The sequence below is a fragment of the Microbispora sp. NPDC046973 genome (assembly GCF_040644495.1).
Lineage (GTDB): Bacteria > Actinomycetota > Actinomycetes > Streptosporangiales > Streptosporangiaceae > Microbispora.
Genome location: NZ_JBEYWQ010000006.1, coordinates 31,024 through 47,192, shown reverse-complemented (window position 1 = coordinate 47,192; position 16,169 = coordinate 31,024). Strand labels below are relative to the sequence as shown.

Annotated in this window: 13 protein-coding genes; 7 read left to right on the top strand and 6 right to left on the bottom strand. The window is 71.2% G+C overall.

Going from position 1 to position 16,169, the window contains the following annotated elements:
• The first annotated feature begins 18 nt into the window (after positions 1-18).
• Positions 19-969: an AsnC family transcriptional regulator gene (locus ABZ860_RS14200; RefSeq protein WP_357219797.1), complete on the top strand. Its 951-nt coding sequence runs from the start codon at positions 19-21 to the stop codon at positions 967-969.
• Between the two features lie 14 nt (positions 970-983).
• Here ABZ860_RS14200 and ABZ860_RS14195 read toward each other — a convergent pair whose 3' ends face one another.
• The gene (locus ABZ860_RS14195; protein WP_357219795.1) at positions 984-2,408 is read right to left on the bottom strand and encodes an MFS transporter; all 1,425 of its coding nucleotides are present in this window, start codon (positions 2,406-2,408) and stop codon (positions 984-986) included.
• 109 nt (positions 2,409-2,517) lie between these two features.
• Between ABZ860_RS14195 and ABZ860_RS14190 the strand changes: the two genes are divergently transcribed.
• A complete protein-coding gene (locus ABZ860_RS14190) occupies positions 2,518-3,213 on the top strand; it encodes a TetR/AcrR family transcriptional regulator C-terminal domain-containing protein (protein ID WP_357219793.1) in 696 nt (231 codons plus the stop codon).
• Here ABZ860_RS14190 and ABZ860_RS14185 read toward each other — a convergent pair.
• A complete protein-coding gene (locus ABZ860_RS14185) occupies positions 3,120-4,571 on the bottom strand; it encodes an MFS transporter (protein ID WP_357219791.1) in 1,452 nt (483 codons plus the stop codon). The genes ABZ860_RS14190 and ABZ860_RS14185 overlap by 94 nt on opposite strands.
• A gap of 234 nt (positions 4,572-4,805) precedes the next feature.
• On the opposite strand from ABZ860_RS14185, the gene ABZ860_RS14180 reads away from it, so the two are divergent.
• From ABZ860_RS14180 to ABZ860_RS14170, 3 genes are all read left to right on the top strand, one after another.
• Positions 4,806-5,717, top strand: coding sequence for a hypothetical protein (locus ABZ860_RS14180; protein ID WP_357219789.1), 912 nt, complete (start codon positions 4,806-4,808; stop codon positions 5,715-5,717).
• A 238-nt stretch (positions 5,718-5,955) separates the two neighbouring features.
• Complete coding sequence (locus ABZ860_RS14175) at positions 5,956-6,687, top strand: hypothetical protein (protein WP_357219787.1); 732 nt, start codon at positions 5,956-5,958, stop codon at positions 6,685-6,687.
• Between the two features lie 165 nt (positions 6,688-6,852).
• Positions 6,853-7,509, top strand: a complete 657-nt coding sequence (locus tag ABZ860_RS14170; protein WP_357219785.1) for a class I SAM-dependent methyltransferase — start codon at positions 6,853-6,855, stop codon at positions 7,507-7,509.
• Between the two features lie 57 nt (positions 7,510-7,566).
• On the opposite strand, the gene ABZ860_RS14165 is transcribed toward ABZ860_RS14170, so the two are convergent.
• A complete protein-coding gene (locus ABZ860_RS14165; protein WP_357219783.1) occupies positions 7,567-8,736 on the bottom strand; it encodes a helix-turn-helix domain-containing protein in 1,170 nt (389 codons plus the stop codon).
• Between the two features lie 108 nt (positions 8,737-8,844).
• On the opposite strand from ABZ860_RS14165, the gene ABZ860_RS14160 reads away from it, so the two are divergent.
• Positions 8,845-10,953, top strand: coding sequence for a M6 family metalloprotease domain-containing protein (locus ABZ860_RS14160; protein ID WP_357219781.1), 2,109 nt, complete (start codon positions 8,845-8,847; stop codon positions 10,951-10,953).
• A 96-nt stretch (positions 10,954-11,049) separates the two neighbouring features.
• On the opposite strand, the gene ABZ860_RS14155 is transcribed toward ABZ860_RS14160, so the two are convergent.
• Entirely contained in the window at positions 11,050-12,069 is a 1,020-nt protein-coding gene (locus tag ABZ860_RS14155; RefSeq protein ID WP_357219779.1) for an aminotransferase class V-fold PLP-dependent enzyme, read from the bottom strand.
• A gap of 147 nt (positions 12,070-12,216) precedes the next feature.
• Between ABZ860_RS14155 and ABZ860_RS14150 the strand changes: the two genes are divergently transcribed.
• Positions 12,217-13,134, top strand: a complete 918-nt coding sequence (locus ABZ860_RS14150) for an alpha/beta fold hydrolase (RefSeq protein WP_357219777.1) — start codon at positions 12,217-12,219, stop codon at positions 13,132-13,134.
• Positions 13,135-13,225: 91 nt separating this feature from the next.
• Here ABZ860_RS14150 and purL read toward each other — a convergent pair whose 3' ends face one another.
• Together purL and purQ are read right to left on the bottom strand one after the other, a co-directional pair.
• Positions 13,226-15,481, bottom strand: coding sequence for a phosphoribosylformylglycinamidine synthase subunit PurL (gene purL / locus ABZ860_RS14145; RefSeq protein ID WP_357219775.1), 2,256 nt, complete (start codon positions 15,479-15,481; stop codon positions 13,226-13,228).
• Positions 15,478-16,161: a phosphoribosylformylglycinamidine synthase subunit PurQ gene (gene purQ / locus ABZ860_RS14140; RefSeq protein ID WP_357219773.1), complete on the bottom strand. Its 684-nt coding sequence runs from the start codon at positions 16,159-16,161 to the stop codon at positions 15,478-15,480. The genes purL and purQ overlap by 4 nt, the downstream gene beginning before the upstream one ends.
• Positions 16,162-16,169: the final 8 nt, after the last annotated feature.

Here is a 16,169-nt window from a genome sequence, read left to right as displayed (position 1 = left end):
CGCATGAGACGATGAAATATGGCGAAAAGTATCGTGCTGGACGGCGTCGATCGTGCTCTCGTGCACGCGCTCCAGATCGACGGCCGGGCTTCCTTCCGCCGGATCGCCGAGGTCGTCGGCGCCTCCGAGCACACCATCGCGCGCCGCTATCGCGGGCTGCGATCTCAGGGGTTCCTGCGGGTGGTCGGCATGCTCGACGGCACTCGGTTCGGGCAGACCTCCTGGGCGGTTCGCCTGGTGTGCACGCCGGACGCCGCCGGGCCGGTGGCCGAGGCGCTGGCCCGGCGCGAGGACACCGTCTGGGTGCGCCTGCTGTCCGGCGGCACCGAGATCGCCTGCGGGGTCCAGGCCGGCGGGGATGGAGACGACCTGCTGCTGAAGAAGCTCCCCAGGACCCCGCGCGTCGTGTCCATGTCGGCACACGCCACGCTGCACATGTTCGCCGGATGGCGCAGCCGGGCAGCCGTCCTCTCGGACGAGCAGGCCGCACGCCTGCGCCCGGATCACCCGGACGAGCACGAGATCGCCCTCGGCGGCGAGGACCGCGCCCTGCTGCGGGTGCTCGCCCGGGACGGCCGGGCGAGCTTCGGCGAGCTGGCGGCGGCGGCCGGGTGCTCGCAGACCACGGCCCGCCGCCGGCTGGAGCAGCTGCGCGCCGCCGGCGCGCTGCGCTTCGACGTCGAGATCCCCGCCCGGGCGCTCGGCTACCACGCGGAGGCGTGGTTGTGGATGAAGGTCGAGCCTCGGGCGCTGACCGCGGTCGGCGCGGCCATGGCCGGGCACGCCGAGGCCGACGTGGTGGCCGCCACCACCGGCCCGACCAACCTCATGGCAGGGGTCACCTGCCGGGACACCGGGGCCCTCTACCGCTACCTGACGGAGCGGGTGGCGACGCTGGACGGAGTGCGCGAGGTGGAGACCGCGCCGGTCATCCGCACCGTCAAGCGGGTGGGGACCCTGCTGCCCTGAACGAACCCCGGGGGTCAGGCGACCGGCTCGGCCACGACGACTTCGCCGGGTTCGGCGGAGGCGACGGCGGCCCGGGTGCGGCGCAGGGAGTAGAGGCTGACCGGAACGCCGACCAGCACGATCGCGGCCGCGATCACCAGCGTGAACCGGTACGCCTCCAGGAAGGCGTGCAGCGGAGCGCCGCCGACCGCGCTCTGCCTGGCGCTGAGGATCGCGCCCAGGATCGTGATGCCGAGCAGGCCGAAGACCTCGCGGGAGACGTTGAGCACGCCCGAGGCCACGCCGGCCCTCGCTGCGGGCATCGCGTTCAGCACCACGTTGGTCAGCGGGACGAGCAGGCCGGCGCCCGCGCCGTACAGCAGGAACCAGGGGAGGAGGTCGCCGTAGTGGGAGCCCTCGCCCGCGCTCGACAGCCCGCCGACGGCCACCGCCATCAGGCCGAGGCCGACGGCGACCGTGCCCGCGCTGCCGAAACGCTCGGCGATCCGGGGTGAGACGCTCGCGATCACCGCCATGAGCAGCGCCATGGGCACGAAGCCCGCGCCCGCCGCCGTCGGGGAGAACCCGAGCGCGCTCTGGAGGTAGAGCGCGGTGAAGAAGTAGATGCCGAAGACGCCGAACGACCACAGGCCCATCGACAGCAGGCCGCCGCTGAAGACCCGCTCGCGGAACAGCGTGAGGTCGATCATCGGCTGCGCCGTACGGGACTCGACGACCAGGAACGCGACGGCGGCCACCGCGAAGACCGCGAACGCTCCGAGGATCGGCGCCGAGGTCCACCCACGCGACTCGCCCTCGATGAGCGCGTAGGTGAGGGCGAACAGCGCCACGGCGGAGGTGGCCAGACCCGGCAGGTCGAGGGACACCCGCACGGAGGCGGCCCGCTCGACCCTGATCGAACGCAGGCCGATCACGGCCGCGACCACGCCGATCGGCAGGTTGATCAGGAAGATCCAGCCCCAGTCGGCGTTCTCGCTGAGGAACCCGCCCGCGAGCGGGCCGATCGCGAGGGCCAGGGCGCCGACCGCGCTCCAGATGCCGACGGCCGTCGCCCGCTCGCGCGGATCGGGGAAGATCCGCGGCAGCAGGGCCAGCGCCGACGGTGTCACCAGCGCCGCGCCGAGCCCCTGCACCGCACGCGCCGCGATCAGCGTCTCCTGGCTCCCGGCGAGACCCGCCGCCACCGACGCGAGCGTGAAGACCGCCAGGCCGCCGAAGAAGGCCGTGCGCGGGCCGAAGACGTCCGCGAGGCGTCCGCCGGCGAGCAGCAGGCCCGCGAACACCAGGATGTACGCGCTCACGATCCACTCCAGACCGGAGATCGTCAGCGCCAGGTCCCGCTGGATCGTCGGCAGCGCCACGTTGACCACGTTGTTGTCCAAATAGGTCATGAATGTCGCGAGCGCCACCGCGACGAGCGCCCACCACCGTCCGGACATGTGTCCTCCTCTTGTACGAGGTACATGTACGGCGTACATGTACGGTGCATAGGAGACCTTGTACGGCGTATAGTTGTCAAGTGCCGAGGAGGTAGGGAGGCTGCGGGCCATGGCGAACGCGGAGCGGCTGAGCCGCCGGAGTCTGGTCGAGAAGGCCGTCGAGCTGGCCGACGCCGAGAGCCTTGAGTCGGTCACCGTGCGACGGCTCGCCCAGGAGCTCGGGGTCACCCCGATGGCGCTCTACTGGCACGTCAAGAACAAGGACCAGTTGCTCGTCTGCCTGGCCGACCACCTGCTCACCGAGGTCACCCCTGAGTTCGACGCGCACGCGCCGTGGAACCTGCGGCTGCGGGCGATGGTCGAGGCGCTGGTCGGGGTGATGCGGCGGCACCGCTACATGCCGGGGCTGCTCGGGATGGTCGAGAAGCAGGAGCTCCCCAACTTCGCCCGGGCGACCGACACCGCGCTCGACCTGCTGTCCCAGGCGGGGTTCACGCTGGGCGAGGGCTTCGCCGTCTCCACCTACCTGCTGCACGGCGCGATGGCACTGGTCGACAACGAGCCGGGCTGCCCCGGCGCGTTCAGCGCCGCGGAGGCGGCCGAGTGGCGCCGGCAGAGGCGGCTGCGCCTGGAACAGTTCCCCGCCGACGAGTTTCCCCGGATCGTCGAATACGCCAAGACCACGGAGGAGGAGCCCGACGTGGAGGCGTACTACGCCTTCGGGCTCGATCTCCTGATGTCCGGCGTCGAGGCCATGGCCGCGAAGAAGACGCCGAACAGCGCGACGCAGAACAGCACGAGATAGGTGGTGCGGAACCCCGTCATGAGCTGCCGCAGCGCGATCGGGGACACCTGGGACAGCGTCCCCGCGTAGACCTGGTCGCGCAGCGCCGGCGCCACCGAGGCGGTCAGCACGCTCAGCGTCGTCGCCACGCTGAGCACGACGCCGACGTTCATGACCATCAGGCGGAAGCCGTTCACCACTCCGCGGCTCTCCTCGGGCAGCGCGCTCATGACCTGGGTCGTGTTGCCGGTCAGGAAGGCGCCGCTGCCGCACCCACACACGAAGAGCCCGATCCCGATCACCCAGTAGGGCGTGGCCGGACCGGCCGAGACCGTGAGGACGAGCAGCCCCGACGCCGTGAGGACGCACCCGCCCACCGACAGCGCGTACGGGCTCACCCTGCGGCCCAGCGCGCCCGCCAGGGGAGAGGCGATGGTCATGCCCACGGGAACCGGCAGCACGCCCACGCCGGCGGCCAGCGCGTCGGACCCGCGCGCGGCCTGGAAGTAGAGCCCCGCGAGCAGGATCAGCGACGAGCGCGCCAGCGCGTTGGCGAACGACGCCAGATTGGCGCACAGCAGCATGCGCCCGCCGAACAGCGTGAGGCTCAGCACCGGGTTGCGCGCCCTGCGCTCCACCGCGAACAGCGCGGGGACGAGCGCGGCGGCGGCCACGCCGGGCAACGGCTCGCCCTGGCTGATGGCGATCAGAACGGCCGACAGCGCGGCGAACACGATCAGGTTGCCCAGCGCGTCCACGGACTGCCGGGGGCCGGTGGGGACCTTCCGCAGCACGGCCGCGCCCCAGGCGAGCGCGACCACCCCCGCCGGGACGTTGATCCAGAAGATCCACCGCCAGCCGAGCGTGTCCGCGATGAGGCCGCCGAGGGTCGGCCCTGCGAGCTGGGCCACCGAGAGCGTGGCCATGTAGACGCCCATCCCCTGGCTGAGCCGGTCGGGAGGGAAGGCGGCGGTGACGATCACCGTGCCGTTGGCCAGGATCATGGCCGCGCCGAGCCCCTGGAGCGCCCGCAGGGCGATGAGCACGCCGACGTCCGGCGCGATCCCGGCGAGCAGCGACGCGCCCGTGAACATGGCGAACCCGACGAGGTAGACCTCCCGCCTGCCGAGCAGGTCCGCGACGCGGCCGAAGAACACCAGCGTCGCGGTGCTGACCAGCAGATGCGCGAGCAGGATCCAGCTCGACGCCAGCGGCCCGGCCGAGAAGTGCCGCACGACCGCGGGAAGGGCGACATTCAGCGTGCTGGAGCTGAGCCCGATGAGGACGAGGCCGAGCCCGGTGACGGAGCAGACCCTCCAGGCGTACCGGAGGGCCTTCGCATGCTCGGGAGAGCCGGGCTCCAGGGGGGTTTCGGCCATGCCGTCGATTCTGTCGTGCACCGTACGTCTGGATTGTCCTGGGGCCCTCTCACCGGGCGCCGGGCCGAAAGGCCGAGAGCCCATTGGAACGTTCTTGACGGCTCGCGCTTACGGATAGCGGAGATGCGCATACGTGATGTCCCGCATGACAACCCACGTATCGGCCGACGCGTGAATCACGTGCGTAACCTCTGTTTTTCCGCGCACTTCGCGTGCCTGAGAAAGGAAAGTCCCGTGGCTATCAAGTTGCCGGGCGGGCGCACCATCGGCCTGATGACGGCTGGTGCTCTGGCTGGATCGGTGCTGGTTCTGGGTGGCGCCGCGACCGCTTCGTCGGCGGGTGACGCCGCCTTGTATGCGTGTGTGAACAAGAGCACGCGGTATATGCGCCTGGTCAACGCCGCGACGGCGTGCAAGGCGACCGAGACGAAGGTGTCGTGGAACAGGACCGGTCCGCAGGGTCCGGTGGGCATCGGCGGCACCGGCCCGAAGGGCGACACCGGCGCCCAGGGTCCGCGTGGCCCGCAGGGTCTGCGGGGTCCCGCCGGTCCGCAGGGCCCGAAGGGCGACACCGGTCCGCAGGGACTCAAGGGCGCCGACGGCAAGGACGGCAAGGACGGCAAGGACGGCGGCAAGGGTGACACCGGTCCTCGCGGCCTTCCGGGCGAGGACGGCAGGCCGGGCAAGGACGGCAAGGACGGCGAGCGCGGCCCCGCCGGTCCGCAGGGCCCCAAGGGTGCCGACGGCAGGAACGGCAGAGACGGCAAGGACGGTGAGGACGGAAAGAGCGCCTACGAGATCTGGAAGGCGCAGCCGGGCAACGGCGGCAAGACGGTCGCGCAGTTCCTCGCCTCGCTCAAGGGTGAGAAGGGCGACAAGGGCGACCCGGGTGACTCGGGCGGCTCCGGCTCCGGCGGCGCGGGCGGCGCCACCTACAAGTCCGACAGCTTCAACTTCAGCGGCGGCGGCGGCACCAAGATCGTCATGTGCGAGAAGGGGATCGCCACGGGCGGCGGCTACAACGCCTCCGGCAGCAGCAGCGGGCAGTTCTGGGTCAGCAGCCCGTACTTCCTGAACAGCAAGCCGCTCGGCTGGCAGGTCTCCGGCAAGAACGCCAGCGGCACGGTCTACGTGCTCTGCATGTGACGTGGCTGGCGAGGTGGTGGGGTCCGTGGGGGCTCCGCCATGCTCGCGTCCGGCCCATTTCTTGACCACTCGGACTCACCGGTAGCGAAGATGCGCATACGTGATCTTCCGGATGACAACCGGCATATTTCGTGATGCGTGTTTTATGCGTACAACCTCTGTGTCCACGCAGTTCGTGTGCCTCAGAAAGGGAAGTTCCGTGGCTATCAAGTTGCCGGGCGGACGCACTATCGGTCTGATGACGGCTGGTGCTCTTGTCGGATCGGTCCTTGTCCTGGGTGGCGCGGCCACCGCCTCGTCGGCGAGTGACGTCGTGCTCTACGCCTGTGCGCACAAGACCACGGGTGACGTGCGTCTGGTCGAGGCCACCGCGACGTGCAGGCCGTCCGAGGCCGAGGTGTCGTGGAACCAGGCCGGACCGCAGGGCCCGGTGGGCGCGACGGGCCCGCAGGGCCCTGCCGGCCCCGTCGGTCCCGCCGGTGCGCAGGGTCCCGCCGGTGCGCAGGGTCCTGCCGGTCCACAGGGTCCTGCCGGCCCTGCCGGCCCGCAGGGTGCCCAGGGCGAAAAGGGCGAGAAGGGCGACCCCGGCCAGGACGGTAAGGACGGCGCTCCGGGTCGGGACGGGAAGGACGGCGCCCCTGGCCAGGACGGCAAGAGCGCCTGCGAGATCTGGAACAAGGGCGCCTGCAGTGCCAAGGACGAGGCCGACTTCCTCAAGTGGCTCAAGGACCAGGGTGGCTCCGGCGGCGCCCCCACGCTGACCTCGCGCATGGCGAGTCAGTTCATCTCGGGGAGCAGCGCGTCCGTCTCCTGCGCGACGGGAGAGACGGTCACCGGCGGCGGCTACAAGATCAGTTCGAGTAGGACCGTCACGGGCAGCTACATGAGCGGCAACGGCTGGAGGGTCGAGCTGGCGAGCGACGGCGAGGGGAACGGCCTCGTCTACGCCATCTGCACCAAGATCTCGTAAGGGGCGTGCCGCCGGAGTCCGTGGGGGCTCCGTCGACGCGCCGATCATGCTTGCCGTACGCGACGAGGCGTTGGCGTGCGGCACTGCGAAGGCCCTTCCGGAGGGGTTACCGGAAGGGCCTTCGTCGGGTTCCGGGCCGCCGCCGGTTCTCTAAGGTGTTCGATCATGACCGAGCCCTCCTATCTGCAGATCGCCCGGGCGGCGTACGACGCCGTCGCAGCGGACTACGCCGACCGCCTCCGGCACCGACTGGACGACGAGCCGTTCGAGCGCGCGATGCTCGCCGTCTACGCCGAGATCGTGCGGGCGTCCGGCGTCCCCGGGCCGGTGGCCGACGTCGGCTGCGGGCCCGGCCGGATCACGGCGCACCTGCACGCGCTCGGCCTCGAGGTCTTCGGCGTCGATCTTTCGCCGGCGATGATCGCGCTGGCCCGGCGTGACCACCCGGGCCTGCGGTTCGAGGAGGGGGCGATAGCGGCCCTGGACATCGCCGACGAGGCCCTCGGCGGCGTCGTCGCCTGGTATTCGATCATCCACACCCCGCCGGAGCGGCAGCCGGCGGCGCTGGCCGAGTTCCACCGGGTGCTGGCGCCGGGCGGGCATCTGCTGCTCGCCTTCCAGGTCGGCGACGAGCCCTTCCACGCGGCGGAGGTGTTCGGCCGGCAGGTCGCGCTCGACTTTCACCGCCTGTCGCCGGACCGCGCGGCGACGATGCTGGCCGAGGCGGGACTGCCGGTGGTCGCGCAGCTGAAGACCGAACGCCGCGAGTTCGAGCGAACCCCCCAGGCCTACCTCATCGCCCGCAAACCCGCGAACGTCTGAGCGAACGCTCAGAGGGCAACGTCAGGGCACGCAGTGGCGAGGATCTCCCATGAGCCGTCACTGGCCGGGGCTTTCGGTCTCGACGGGGAGGGGGGAGGGGCGGTAGCGGCCCGAGAGGCGGGCGAGTTTGAGGCTGAGATGCAGGCTCAGCCGCTCCTCGCCGTCCCTGAGGTCGGTCTCCGCCAGTTCCTCGACCCGGCGGAGGCGGTAGTAGAGCGACGTACGGTGCAGGCGCAGCCGGCGGGAGACGGCCTGGGCGTTGCCGGCGAGATCGAGGTAGATCTCCAGGGTCTCCAGCAGCGGCCGGTGCTGGGCCTCGTCCAGCAGTCGCGCCAGCCCCGGATGGAGGTTGCCGTGCGGCACCCCGGACAGCATGCGGTAGACGCCGAGGCGGCCCCACTCCGCCGAGCGCCCGAACTCCGGCACCTTCGCGGCGACGTCGGCGGCGTGCAACGCCTCCTCGTACGACTCGGCCGCGAGGGAGAGCGAGGGGCGTGGGGAGCCGATCCCGACCAGGACCGGCGTCCCGAGGGCCGCGTGCATCTCCTCGGGGAAGACGCGGGTGCCCGCGGTGAGCAGTACGGCGTGGTCGTAGCGCACCAGATGCAGGGGATGATGCCTGGCCAGACGCCGCCGCAGGGCCAGCAGCCCGCGCTCCAGCGTCAGCGGCAGGGTCTCGTCGGCCCCGCCGCGGACGGGCCTGGCGACCGCCACGGTCACGGGCACGCCGTGAGGGAACGCGCCCGCCTCGATCAGGGTCCTGTCGGCGTCGGGCTCGCGGAGCAGCAGTCCGGTGACGGCCTCCAGCTCGCGGCGCGAGGCCAGCTCGGAGGCCAGGCTCTCGTGGAACAGGGTCAGGGCCAGGGTGGGCGCGGCCTCCGCCGCGACCGCGATCTCCGGCTCGGTCATGGTCGGGGCCGCGTCGATGAACCAGAGGAAGCCCAGCGGCAGGCCGTCGTGCCGTACGGGGACGCAGACCCGCGGCAGCAGCCCCAGCTCCGGGGCGCCGGGCGTGCGCAGCGGCCTGGTCGCCTCGTGGATGCCCGCGGAGCGCAGGAAGTCGCGCACGTCGGGGGTGGTGTGGCGGCGCAGGATCGAGTGGCGGCGGACGTCGTCCATCGGCCCGTCCTGCTCGCTGTAGGCGACGACGCGCTGGCGGCCGTCCTCGAGCAGCAGAGGTCTTTCGAGGCGAAGGGCGAGGTCGTCCACGATTCGCTGCAGATCCACCACTCGGCCTCCACCTGGACGCTTCGACATTTGTAGGAGAAGGGCCCGCTGGTCTTCCCTACAAGTGACCGATGATCTGCGTCAATAGTCTCTATAGCGTCATAATTCGTGAAACTCTCAAAAACGCTGTTCCCGGGCATAGTGGCGGCGATTGCGCTCGTCCCGCTCGCGCTGACGGCGGCCCCCGCCTCCGCGGCCCCCGGCGGAGACCCCGATCTCCCCTGGCGGCGTGACCACTGGCCCCAGACCCAGCCCTGGCAGCGCGACCAGCCGGACGAGGCGCAGGCCCTGCGCGGCCGCCCGTCCCGGGTCGTCGCGCCGATCGACCCGCAGAACTGGAAGAATCCCGACCACATGACGTGGGCGGACTACAAGAAGATCCCCGGCACCGACTGGGCCAACCCCGCCGTGAAGGGCTCGGCGCGCACCTTCAAGGGCGCGCTGGTGCTGGTCGACTACCCCAACCAGCCGTTCGTGGTCACCCAGCCGCAGAACTCGACCGTGTTCGGCAACCCCAGCGCCGAGGCCCACGACGTCCCCCGTGACCAGGTCGCCAAGTTCTACCAGGACTTCCTCAACACCCCCAACCAGCTCAACAAGGGCCACACCCTGCACGAGTACTGGATGGAGGACTCCGGCGGCCGGTACGGCGTCGACCTCACCGCGTTCGGCCCCTACACGATGCCGGGCAAGTCGTACGAGTACGGCATGGAGTATCAGCGGGACGCCTGCCCGGCGGGGGACAACTGCAACAGGAACCTGCGTACGGACGGCAACACCGCCTGGCTGAACGCCGTCGGCCAGGAGGTGGCGAGCCAGTTCGACTTCGTCTTCTACCTGAGCGCCGGCCAGGACGAGTCGTCGACCTGGCAGGAGTTCGGCATGATGAAGTTCCCCACCAAGGAGGACGTCACCGACGACTTCGGCCCGCCGGACCCGAACCTGCCCAACTGGTCCAAGACGCGCTACGTGGACTGGACGTCGTGGGCCGCGGGCTCGACGTTCTGGCCGAACGCGCGCTTCGGCATCGACTCGGTCCAGACCGAGAGCTCCGGCATGGGGACGTTCGCCCACGAGTTCAGCCACATCATGGGCATCGCGGACAACTACAACAACCCGTACGGCACGCCGATGCGCCGGGCGTACACCGGCATCTGGGAGATGCTCAGCCGCGGCAGCTTCAACGGGCCGGGCGGGCCGCACAGCCGCTGGCTGATCCCGCCCACGGCGGGCGCGTCCATGGGCGCCCAGCACATGCTGCGCAACAAGATCAAGCTGAACATGGTGGACGAGCAGAACGTCCTGCGCCTGTCGCGTGACGCGCTCGCCCAGTCGGGACTCGTCGTCGCCGACGTCACGGCCCGCGCCGTCCAGCCGGGCAAGGACGATCTGACGGGCGTGAACATCGCCTTCGGCACCGGTGACAAGTCCACGGGCTCGTGCAACACCGCGACCGACCCGCTGTGCGACGGCGGCGGCTACGACAACTACACGGTCGAGGTCGTGGACCGCATGGGGACCGACTCGTTCACCCCCGACTCCGGTGTGCTGCTGGCCAAGACCAAGGACCAGGACAGGGCGCCGTTCGAGTGGGTGATCGACGCCAACCCGCAGGACATCGGCATGACCGACTACGTGCTGCCCGACGGCACCAAGGTCCCGATCACGATCGGCGACTACCGGCAGCTCGCCGACGCCCTCTTCCACGCCGGCACCGACTCCGGCAGCCAGTACGAGTACGTGGACCAGGCCAACCGCCTGCAGTTCTACGTCATCGACCCGCACCGCGGCCGCGACGGCACGCTGTCGTACACGGTCGCCGTCCGCTCGCTGGACGGGTCGGGCCCGCAGCAGCGAGGCGTGAAGCTGCTTCCGGGCGCCGGGGTCCCCGCGGCCCAGAAGGGCGTGTCGACCTGCCGGTTCCCGCTGTTCAACACCGGCAAGGCGGCGTCCGCGCAGGGACAGCACCCCGAGGACGTCAGCAAGTACCTCGGCAGCGACGTCTACCGCTTGGAGGCGAAGGTCGACGGGAAGGGCTGGTCGGTGATCACGCCGAACGCCCTCACCGCGGTCGGCTTCGGCGAGCACGACGACGTCGCCGTCCACGCCCAGCGTGCCGACGGCGGCAGCCGCCTGGCCACCGTCACGCTCACCGCCACCTCGGAGAGCGACCCCACCAAGACCGCGTCGGCCAAGTGCCACGTCATCGGTCTCTGAGGTGACCGCGCCCGCCCTCCCGGCCATTGCGCCGGGGGGTTGGGCGTCGCCGCGCATCGGTCGGGGGTGAGGGACGGTTCCGGGGAGGTGGAGACCTCAGATCAGTGCCGCGACGGCGGTGTCCACGTCGGCTTCCGTCGTGTAGAGGTGGAAGGCGAGGCGTGCCGCGCCCTTGCGGACGGATGCGCGGATGCCGGCCGCCGCGAGCCGCTCGGCCGCGCCCGGGCGGGTGACGCTGACGATGGCGCTGTCGCCGGGCGGCATGCCGAGGCCGGTCCGGAACCGGTTGGCGAGCCGTAGGTCGTGGTCGTGGATCGGACCGATGCCGATCTCCAGGAGCAGCTCCAGCGTGGGGGCGGCCGCGACATAGGAGAACCAGGGGGCGGCGATGTCGAATCGCCGGGCGTCCTTCGCCAGCCGCAGGGGCGGTCCGTACGAGGCGTCGCCGTCACCGGCGTACCAGTTGGCGGCGATCGGGCGGATGCGGTCGCGCACGGCCGGGCTCATGTAGCAGAAGGCGGTGCCGCGCGGGCACATCAGCCACTTGTACGCCGAGACGGCGAGGACGTCGAAGGGCGTCGCGTCGACCGGTGTCCAGCCGACGGCCTGGGTGGCGTCGGCGACGACGAGTGCGCCGTGCGTCCGCGCCGCCGCGACGACCTCGTTTGCGGCCGCGACCTCGCCCGTCGCGGACTGGACCAGGCTGAAGGCGACCGCGTCCGTGCGCTCGTCGATCGCTCCGGGCAGGGCCGCGGGCGGCACCGTGCGCACGTCGAGATCGTGCGCGAGCCAGGGGAACAGGTTCGACGTCTGCTCGATGTCGGGGACGACGACGCGCGAACCGGGCGGCAGCGAGGCCGCGACCGGAGCCAGCACCTGCGAGGCGGAGGCGCCCACGGCCACGTCCTCGGCCGCGACGCCGACCAGACGCGCGAAGGCGGCGCGTGCGCGATCGGTGGACCGGTCCCACTTGTCCCAGCCGTTGGCCCCGCGACGCCACTCATCCAGCGCGCCCTGCAGCGCCTCGAACGCCGGCGCGGGCGGTATGCCGTAACTCGCGGTGTTCAGCCATCCCGGCTCCGGATCCCACAGACCTACCGCCTCGTCAAGATTCATCCTGGTAAGCCTAGGTCGCGTCCCGTGCAAGGCGCGCCGCGCCGTCTACGACATCACGGTTCGGCACAGACCGAAGTGTTTCCGCGGCAGTGTTGCCTTATGACCGAGACGACCTCTGCGTATCCTGCTCGTGACGTCGAAAGCTCGATGCTCTCGACCCCTGGCGAGCCGGACCTGTTCGTCAGCCGTCAGCACCCGCACCGTGGCCGCGAGCCGCAGTCCCTGCCGGCCGTGCTCTACGTTCACGGTGCCACGTTCCCGTCCGCGTTGTCGGTGAGCTATCCGCTGGACGGCCGGTCCTGGGGGGCGGATCTCGCCGAAGCGGGCCTGGATGTCTGGGCGTTCGACTTCGCCGGTTTCGGCCGCTCGGAGCGGTATCCGGGCCAGGACGGCGCCCCGGCCCGGGTCCCGCCGCTGGGCAGGGCACACGAGTCGGCCCGCCAGCTCGAACGCGTGGTGCGGCACGTTGTGGCCGTACGCGGCGGTGGGCGGGTGTCGTTGCTGGCGCATTCATGGGGAACCATGGTCGCCGGCCTCGTGGCCGGGCGCTTTCCCGGACTGGTTGACCGGCTGGTCCTGTTCGCGCCGCTCGCGCGCCGTGATCTGACCGGCCTGCCGGATCCGGCCACTCTGGGTGGCTGGTTTCCTCTGACCGTCGCCGAGCAGCACTCCCGCTTCGTCAGGGACGTCCCGGACGGGCACCCGCCCGTGCTGACCCCGCAGTTCGACCAGTGGGCGTCGGAATGGCTGGCGACCGACCCGGTCTCCGGCGGGGGCAGCACGCCGAGTGTGCGTACCCCCGGTGGGCCACAGGCCGACATCCTCGCCGCGTGGTCGGGGGATCTGCCCTACGAGCCGGGTCTGATCGAGGCGCCGACCTGCATCGTCCGGGGTGAGTGGGACTCGATGTGCACGGACGAGGACGCCCGTGGCCTGTTCGCCGCGATGACGTCGTCGCCGCTGCGGCAGGACGTCAAGATCAGTGAGGGAGGTCACCTCATGCATCTGGAGTCCGGCCGTCACGCGCTCTACCGCGCCGCCGCGGGATTCCTGCTCGGCGCGTGAGCGGAGCGGCGGACGCCGCGGAAGTAGGCGTCGGCCACAGGGGAAGGCCCTTCCGGACGATCGGTCCGGAAGGGCCTTCCCTCGATCGGAATCAGCCGAAGAAGCGCGGGAGCGCGGACGCGTGGACCTCGCGAAGCTCCTCGACCGGGACGTCGAGGACGCCCTCGACCGCGAGCGCGGAACCGCCGGTGAGGCCGAGCCCGGAGCAGGGGACCTCGTGGCGGACGCACAGGTCGGCGAAGGCGTCGAACGCCTCGGGCCGCACGCACACCAGCGCCCGCGCGGCCGACTCGCTGAACAACTCGACGAAGGCGTCCTCGCCCGGCAGGGTCACCGTGCAGCCGACGCCCTGAGCCAGGCACGACTCCGCCAGGGCGACGGCGAGACCGCCGTCGGACAGGTCGTGGGAGCCCTCCAGCAGCCCGCGGGCCGCCGCCTCGGTCAGCACCGCAGCCAGGCGGCGCTCGGCCTCCAGATCCGCCTGCGGGGGCAGGCCGCCCAGGTGGCCGTGGACGACGTGCGCCCACTCCGAGCCGCCGAACTCCTCGCGGGTCTCGCCCAGCAGGAGGACCCGCAGGCCGGGGGCCGTGAAGCCGGACCTGACGCGCTGCGCCACGTCGTCGATCACCCCGAGCACGCCGACCACCGGCGTCGGGTTGATCGCCGTCGAGCCCGTCTGGTTGTAGAACGACACGTTGCCGCCGGTCACCGGCACACCCAGGGTCCGGCAGGCGTCGGCGAGGCCGCGGACGGCCTCGGAGAACTGCCACATGACCTCGGGGTCCTCCGGCGAACCGAAGTTGAGGCAGTTGGTGACGGCGAGCGGCTTCGCGCCGGTCACCGCCACGTTGCGGTACGCCTCCGACAGCGCGAGCTGGGCCCCCGTGTACGGATCGAGCTTCGCGTAGCGGCCGTTGCCGTCGGTGGCGAGCGCGATGCCCCGCGTGGTCTCCTGCGCGCCCGGCATGACCTCGGAGATGCGCAGCATGCCGGAGTCGGCGGGCTGGGCCAGGACCGTGTTGCCCCGGACGTACCGGTCGTACTGGGAGGTCACCCACTCCTTGGACCCGACGTTGGGCGAGCCGAGCAGGGTGAGCAGGGTCTCCCGCAGGTCCTCGGGCCTCGGCAGGCGCTCCGGGCCGTCCGCGTTGAGCGCCGCCTGCCCGGCGGGCTCGTGGAGGGGGCGCTCGTATACCGGGCCCTCGTCGGCGGCCGTGCCGGGCGGGATGTCGACGATGACCTCGCCGTCCCACGTCATGACGAGCCTGCCGGTGTCGGTGACCTCGCCGATCACGGTGGCCGGCACGTCCCACTTGTCGCAGATCGCCATGAAGGCCGGGATGTCGTCGGGCGTGACGACCGCCATCATGCGCTCCTGCGACTCGCTCATAAGGATCTCCTCGGGCCGCAGCGAGGGATCGCGCAGCGGGACGAGGTTGAGGTTCACCTCCATGCCGCCGGTGCCCTTGGCGGCCAGCTCGGTCGTCGCGCAGGACACCCCGGCCGCGCCGAGGTCCTGGATGCCGACGACCACGTCCGCCTGGTAGAGCTCCAGGCAGCACTCGATCAGCAGCTTCTCCATGAACGGGTCGCCGACCTGCACGGCGGGCCGCTTGGCCTGCGACTCGTCCTCGAAGGTGGCCGACGCCAGCACCGACGCGCCGCCGATGCCGTCCGCGCCGGTCCTGGCGCCGAACAGCACGACCTTGTTGCCGGGGCCGGGCGCGGTGGCCAGCTTGATCTGGTCCTTGCGCAGCAGGCCGACGCACAGGGCGTTGACCAGCGGGTTACCGATGTAGCAGGGGTCGAAGACGACCTCTCCGCCAATGTTGGGCAGGCCGAGGCAGTTGCCGTAGTGGCTGATGCCCTCGACGACACCGGGCAGCACGCGGCGCGTGTCCGGCTGGTCGGCCCCGCCGAAGCGCAGCGAGTCCATGACCGCGACCGGCCGGGCGCCCATCGACATGATGTCGCGCACGATGCCGCCGACGCCGGTCGCGGCGCCCTGGTGCGGCTCGACGTACGACGGGTGGTTGTGCGACTCGATCTTGAAGGTGGCGGCCCAGCCGTCGCCGATGTCGACCACGCCGGCGTTCTCGCCCATGCCGACGAGCAGGGCCTCCGACTTGGGCGCCTTGGTCCCGAACTGCCGCAGGTGCACCTTCGACGACTTGTAGGAGCAGTGCTCGCTCCACATGACCGAGTAGATCGCCAGCTCGGAGCTCGTCGGCCGGCGCCCGAGGATGTCGCGTACGCGCTGGTACTCGTCGTCCTTCATGCCCAGCTCGGCGTACGGCTGGCGCTCGTCCGGCGTCTCCTGCGCCCGCGTGACGGAGTCCAGGGTCATGCGTTCACCAGTCTCTTCAGAATGGAGGTGAAGAAGCCGCGGCCGTCCACGCTCGGTGCGCCGGTCAGGTCCTCGACCGCGTGCTCGGGGTGGGGCATGAGGCCGACGATGTTCCCGGCCTCGTTGGTGATCCCGGCGATGTCGTTGAGCGAGCCGTTCGGGTTGCTCCCGGCGTAGCGGAAGACCACCCGGCCCTCGCCCTCCAGCGCCGCCAGCGTGTCCGCGTCGGCCACGTAACGGCCCTCGCCGTGCTTGATCGGCAGCACGATCTCCTGGCCGTCCGCGAAGTCCGCCGTCCACGCCGTACGCGTGCTCTCCACGCGGATGCGCTGGTCGCGGCAGATGTAGTGGAGCCCTTCGTTGCGGGTCAGCGCGCCCGGCAGCAGGTGCGCCTCGCAGAGGATCTGGAAGCCGTTGCAGGTGCCGAGCACGGGCAGCCCGGCCTGGGCGGCCGGAATCAGCTCGGTCATGAGGGGGGAGAACCGGGAGATCGCCCCGCAGCGAAGATAGTCGCCGTAGGAGAACCCGCCGGGCAGGAAGACGGCGTCGACTCCCTTGAGGTCGTGATCGGCGTGCCACAGGGGCACCGCCTCCGCTCCGGCCAGCCGTACGGCTCGCGCGGCGTCCTGGTCGTCGAGTGTTCCGGGGAAGGTGACGACGCCCACCCGGGCAGCGCTCATGACAGTTT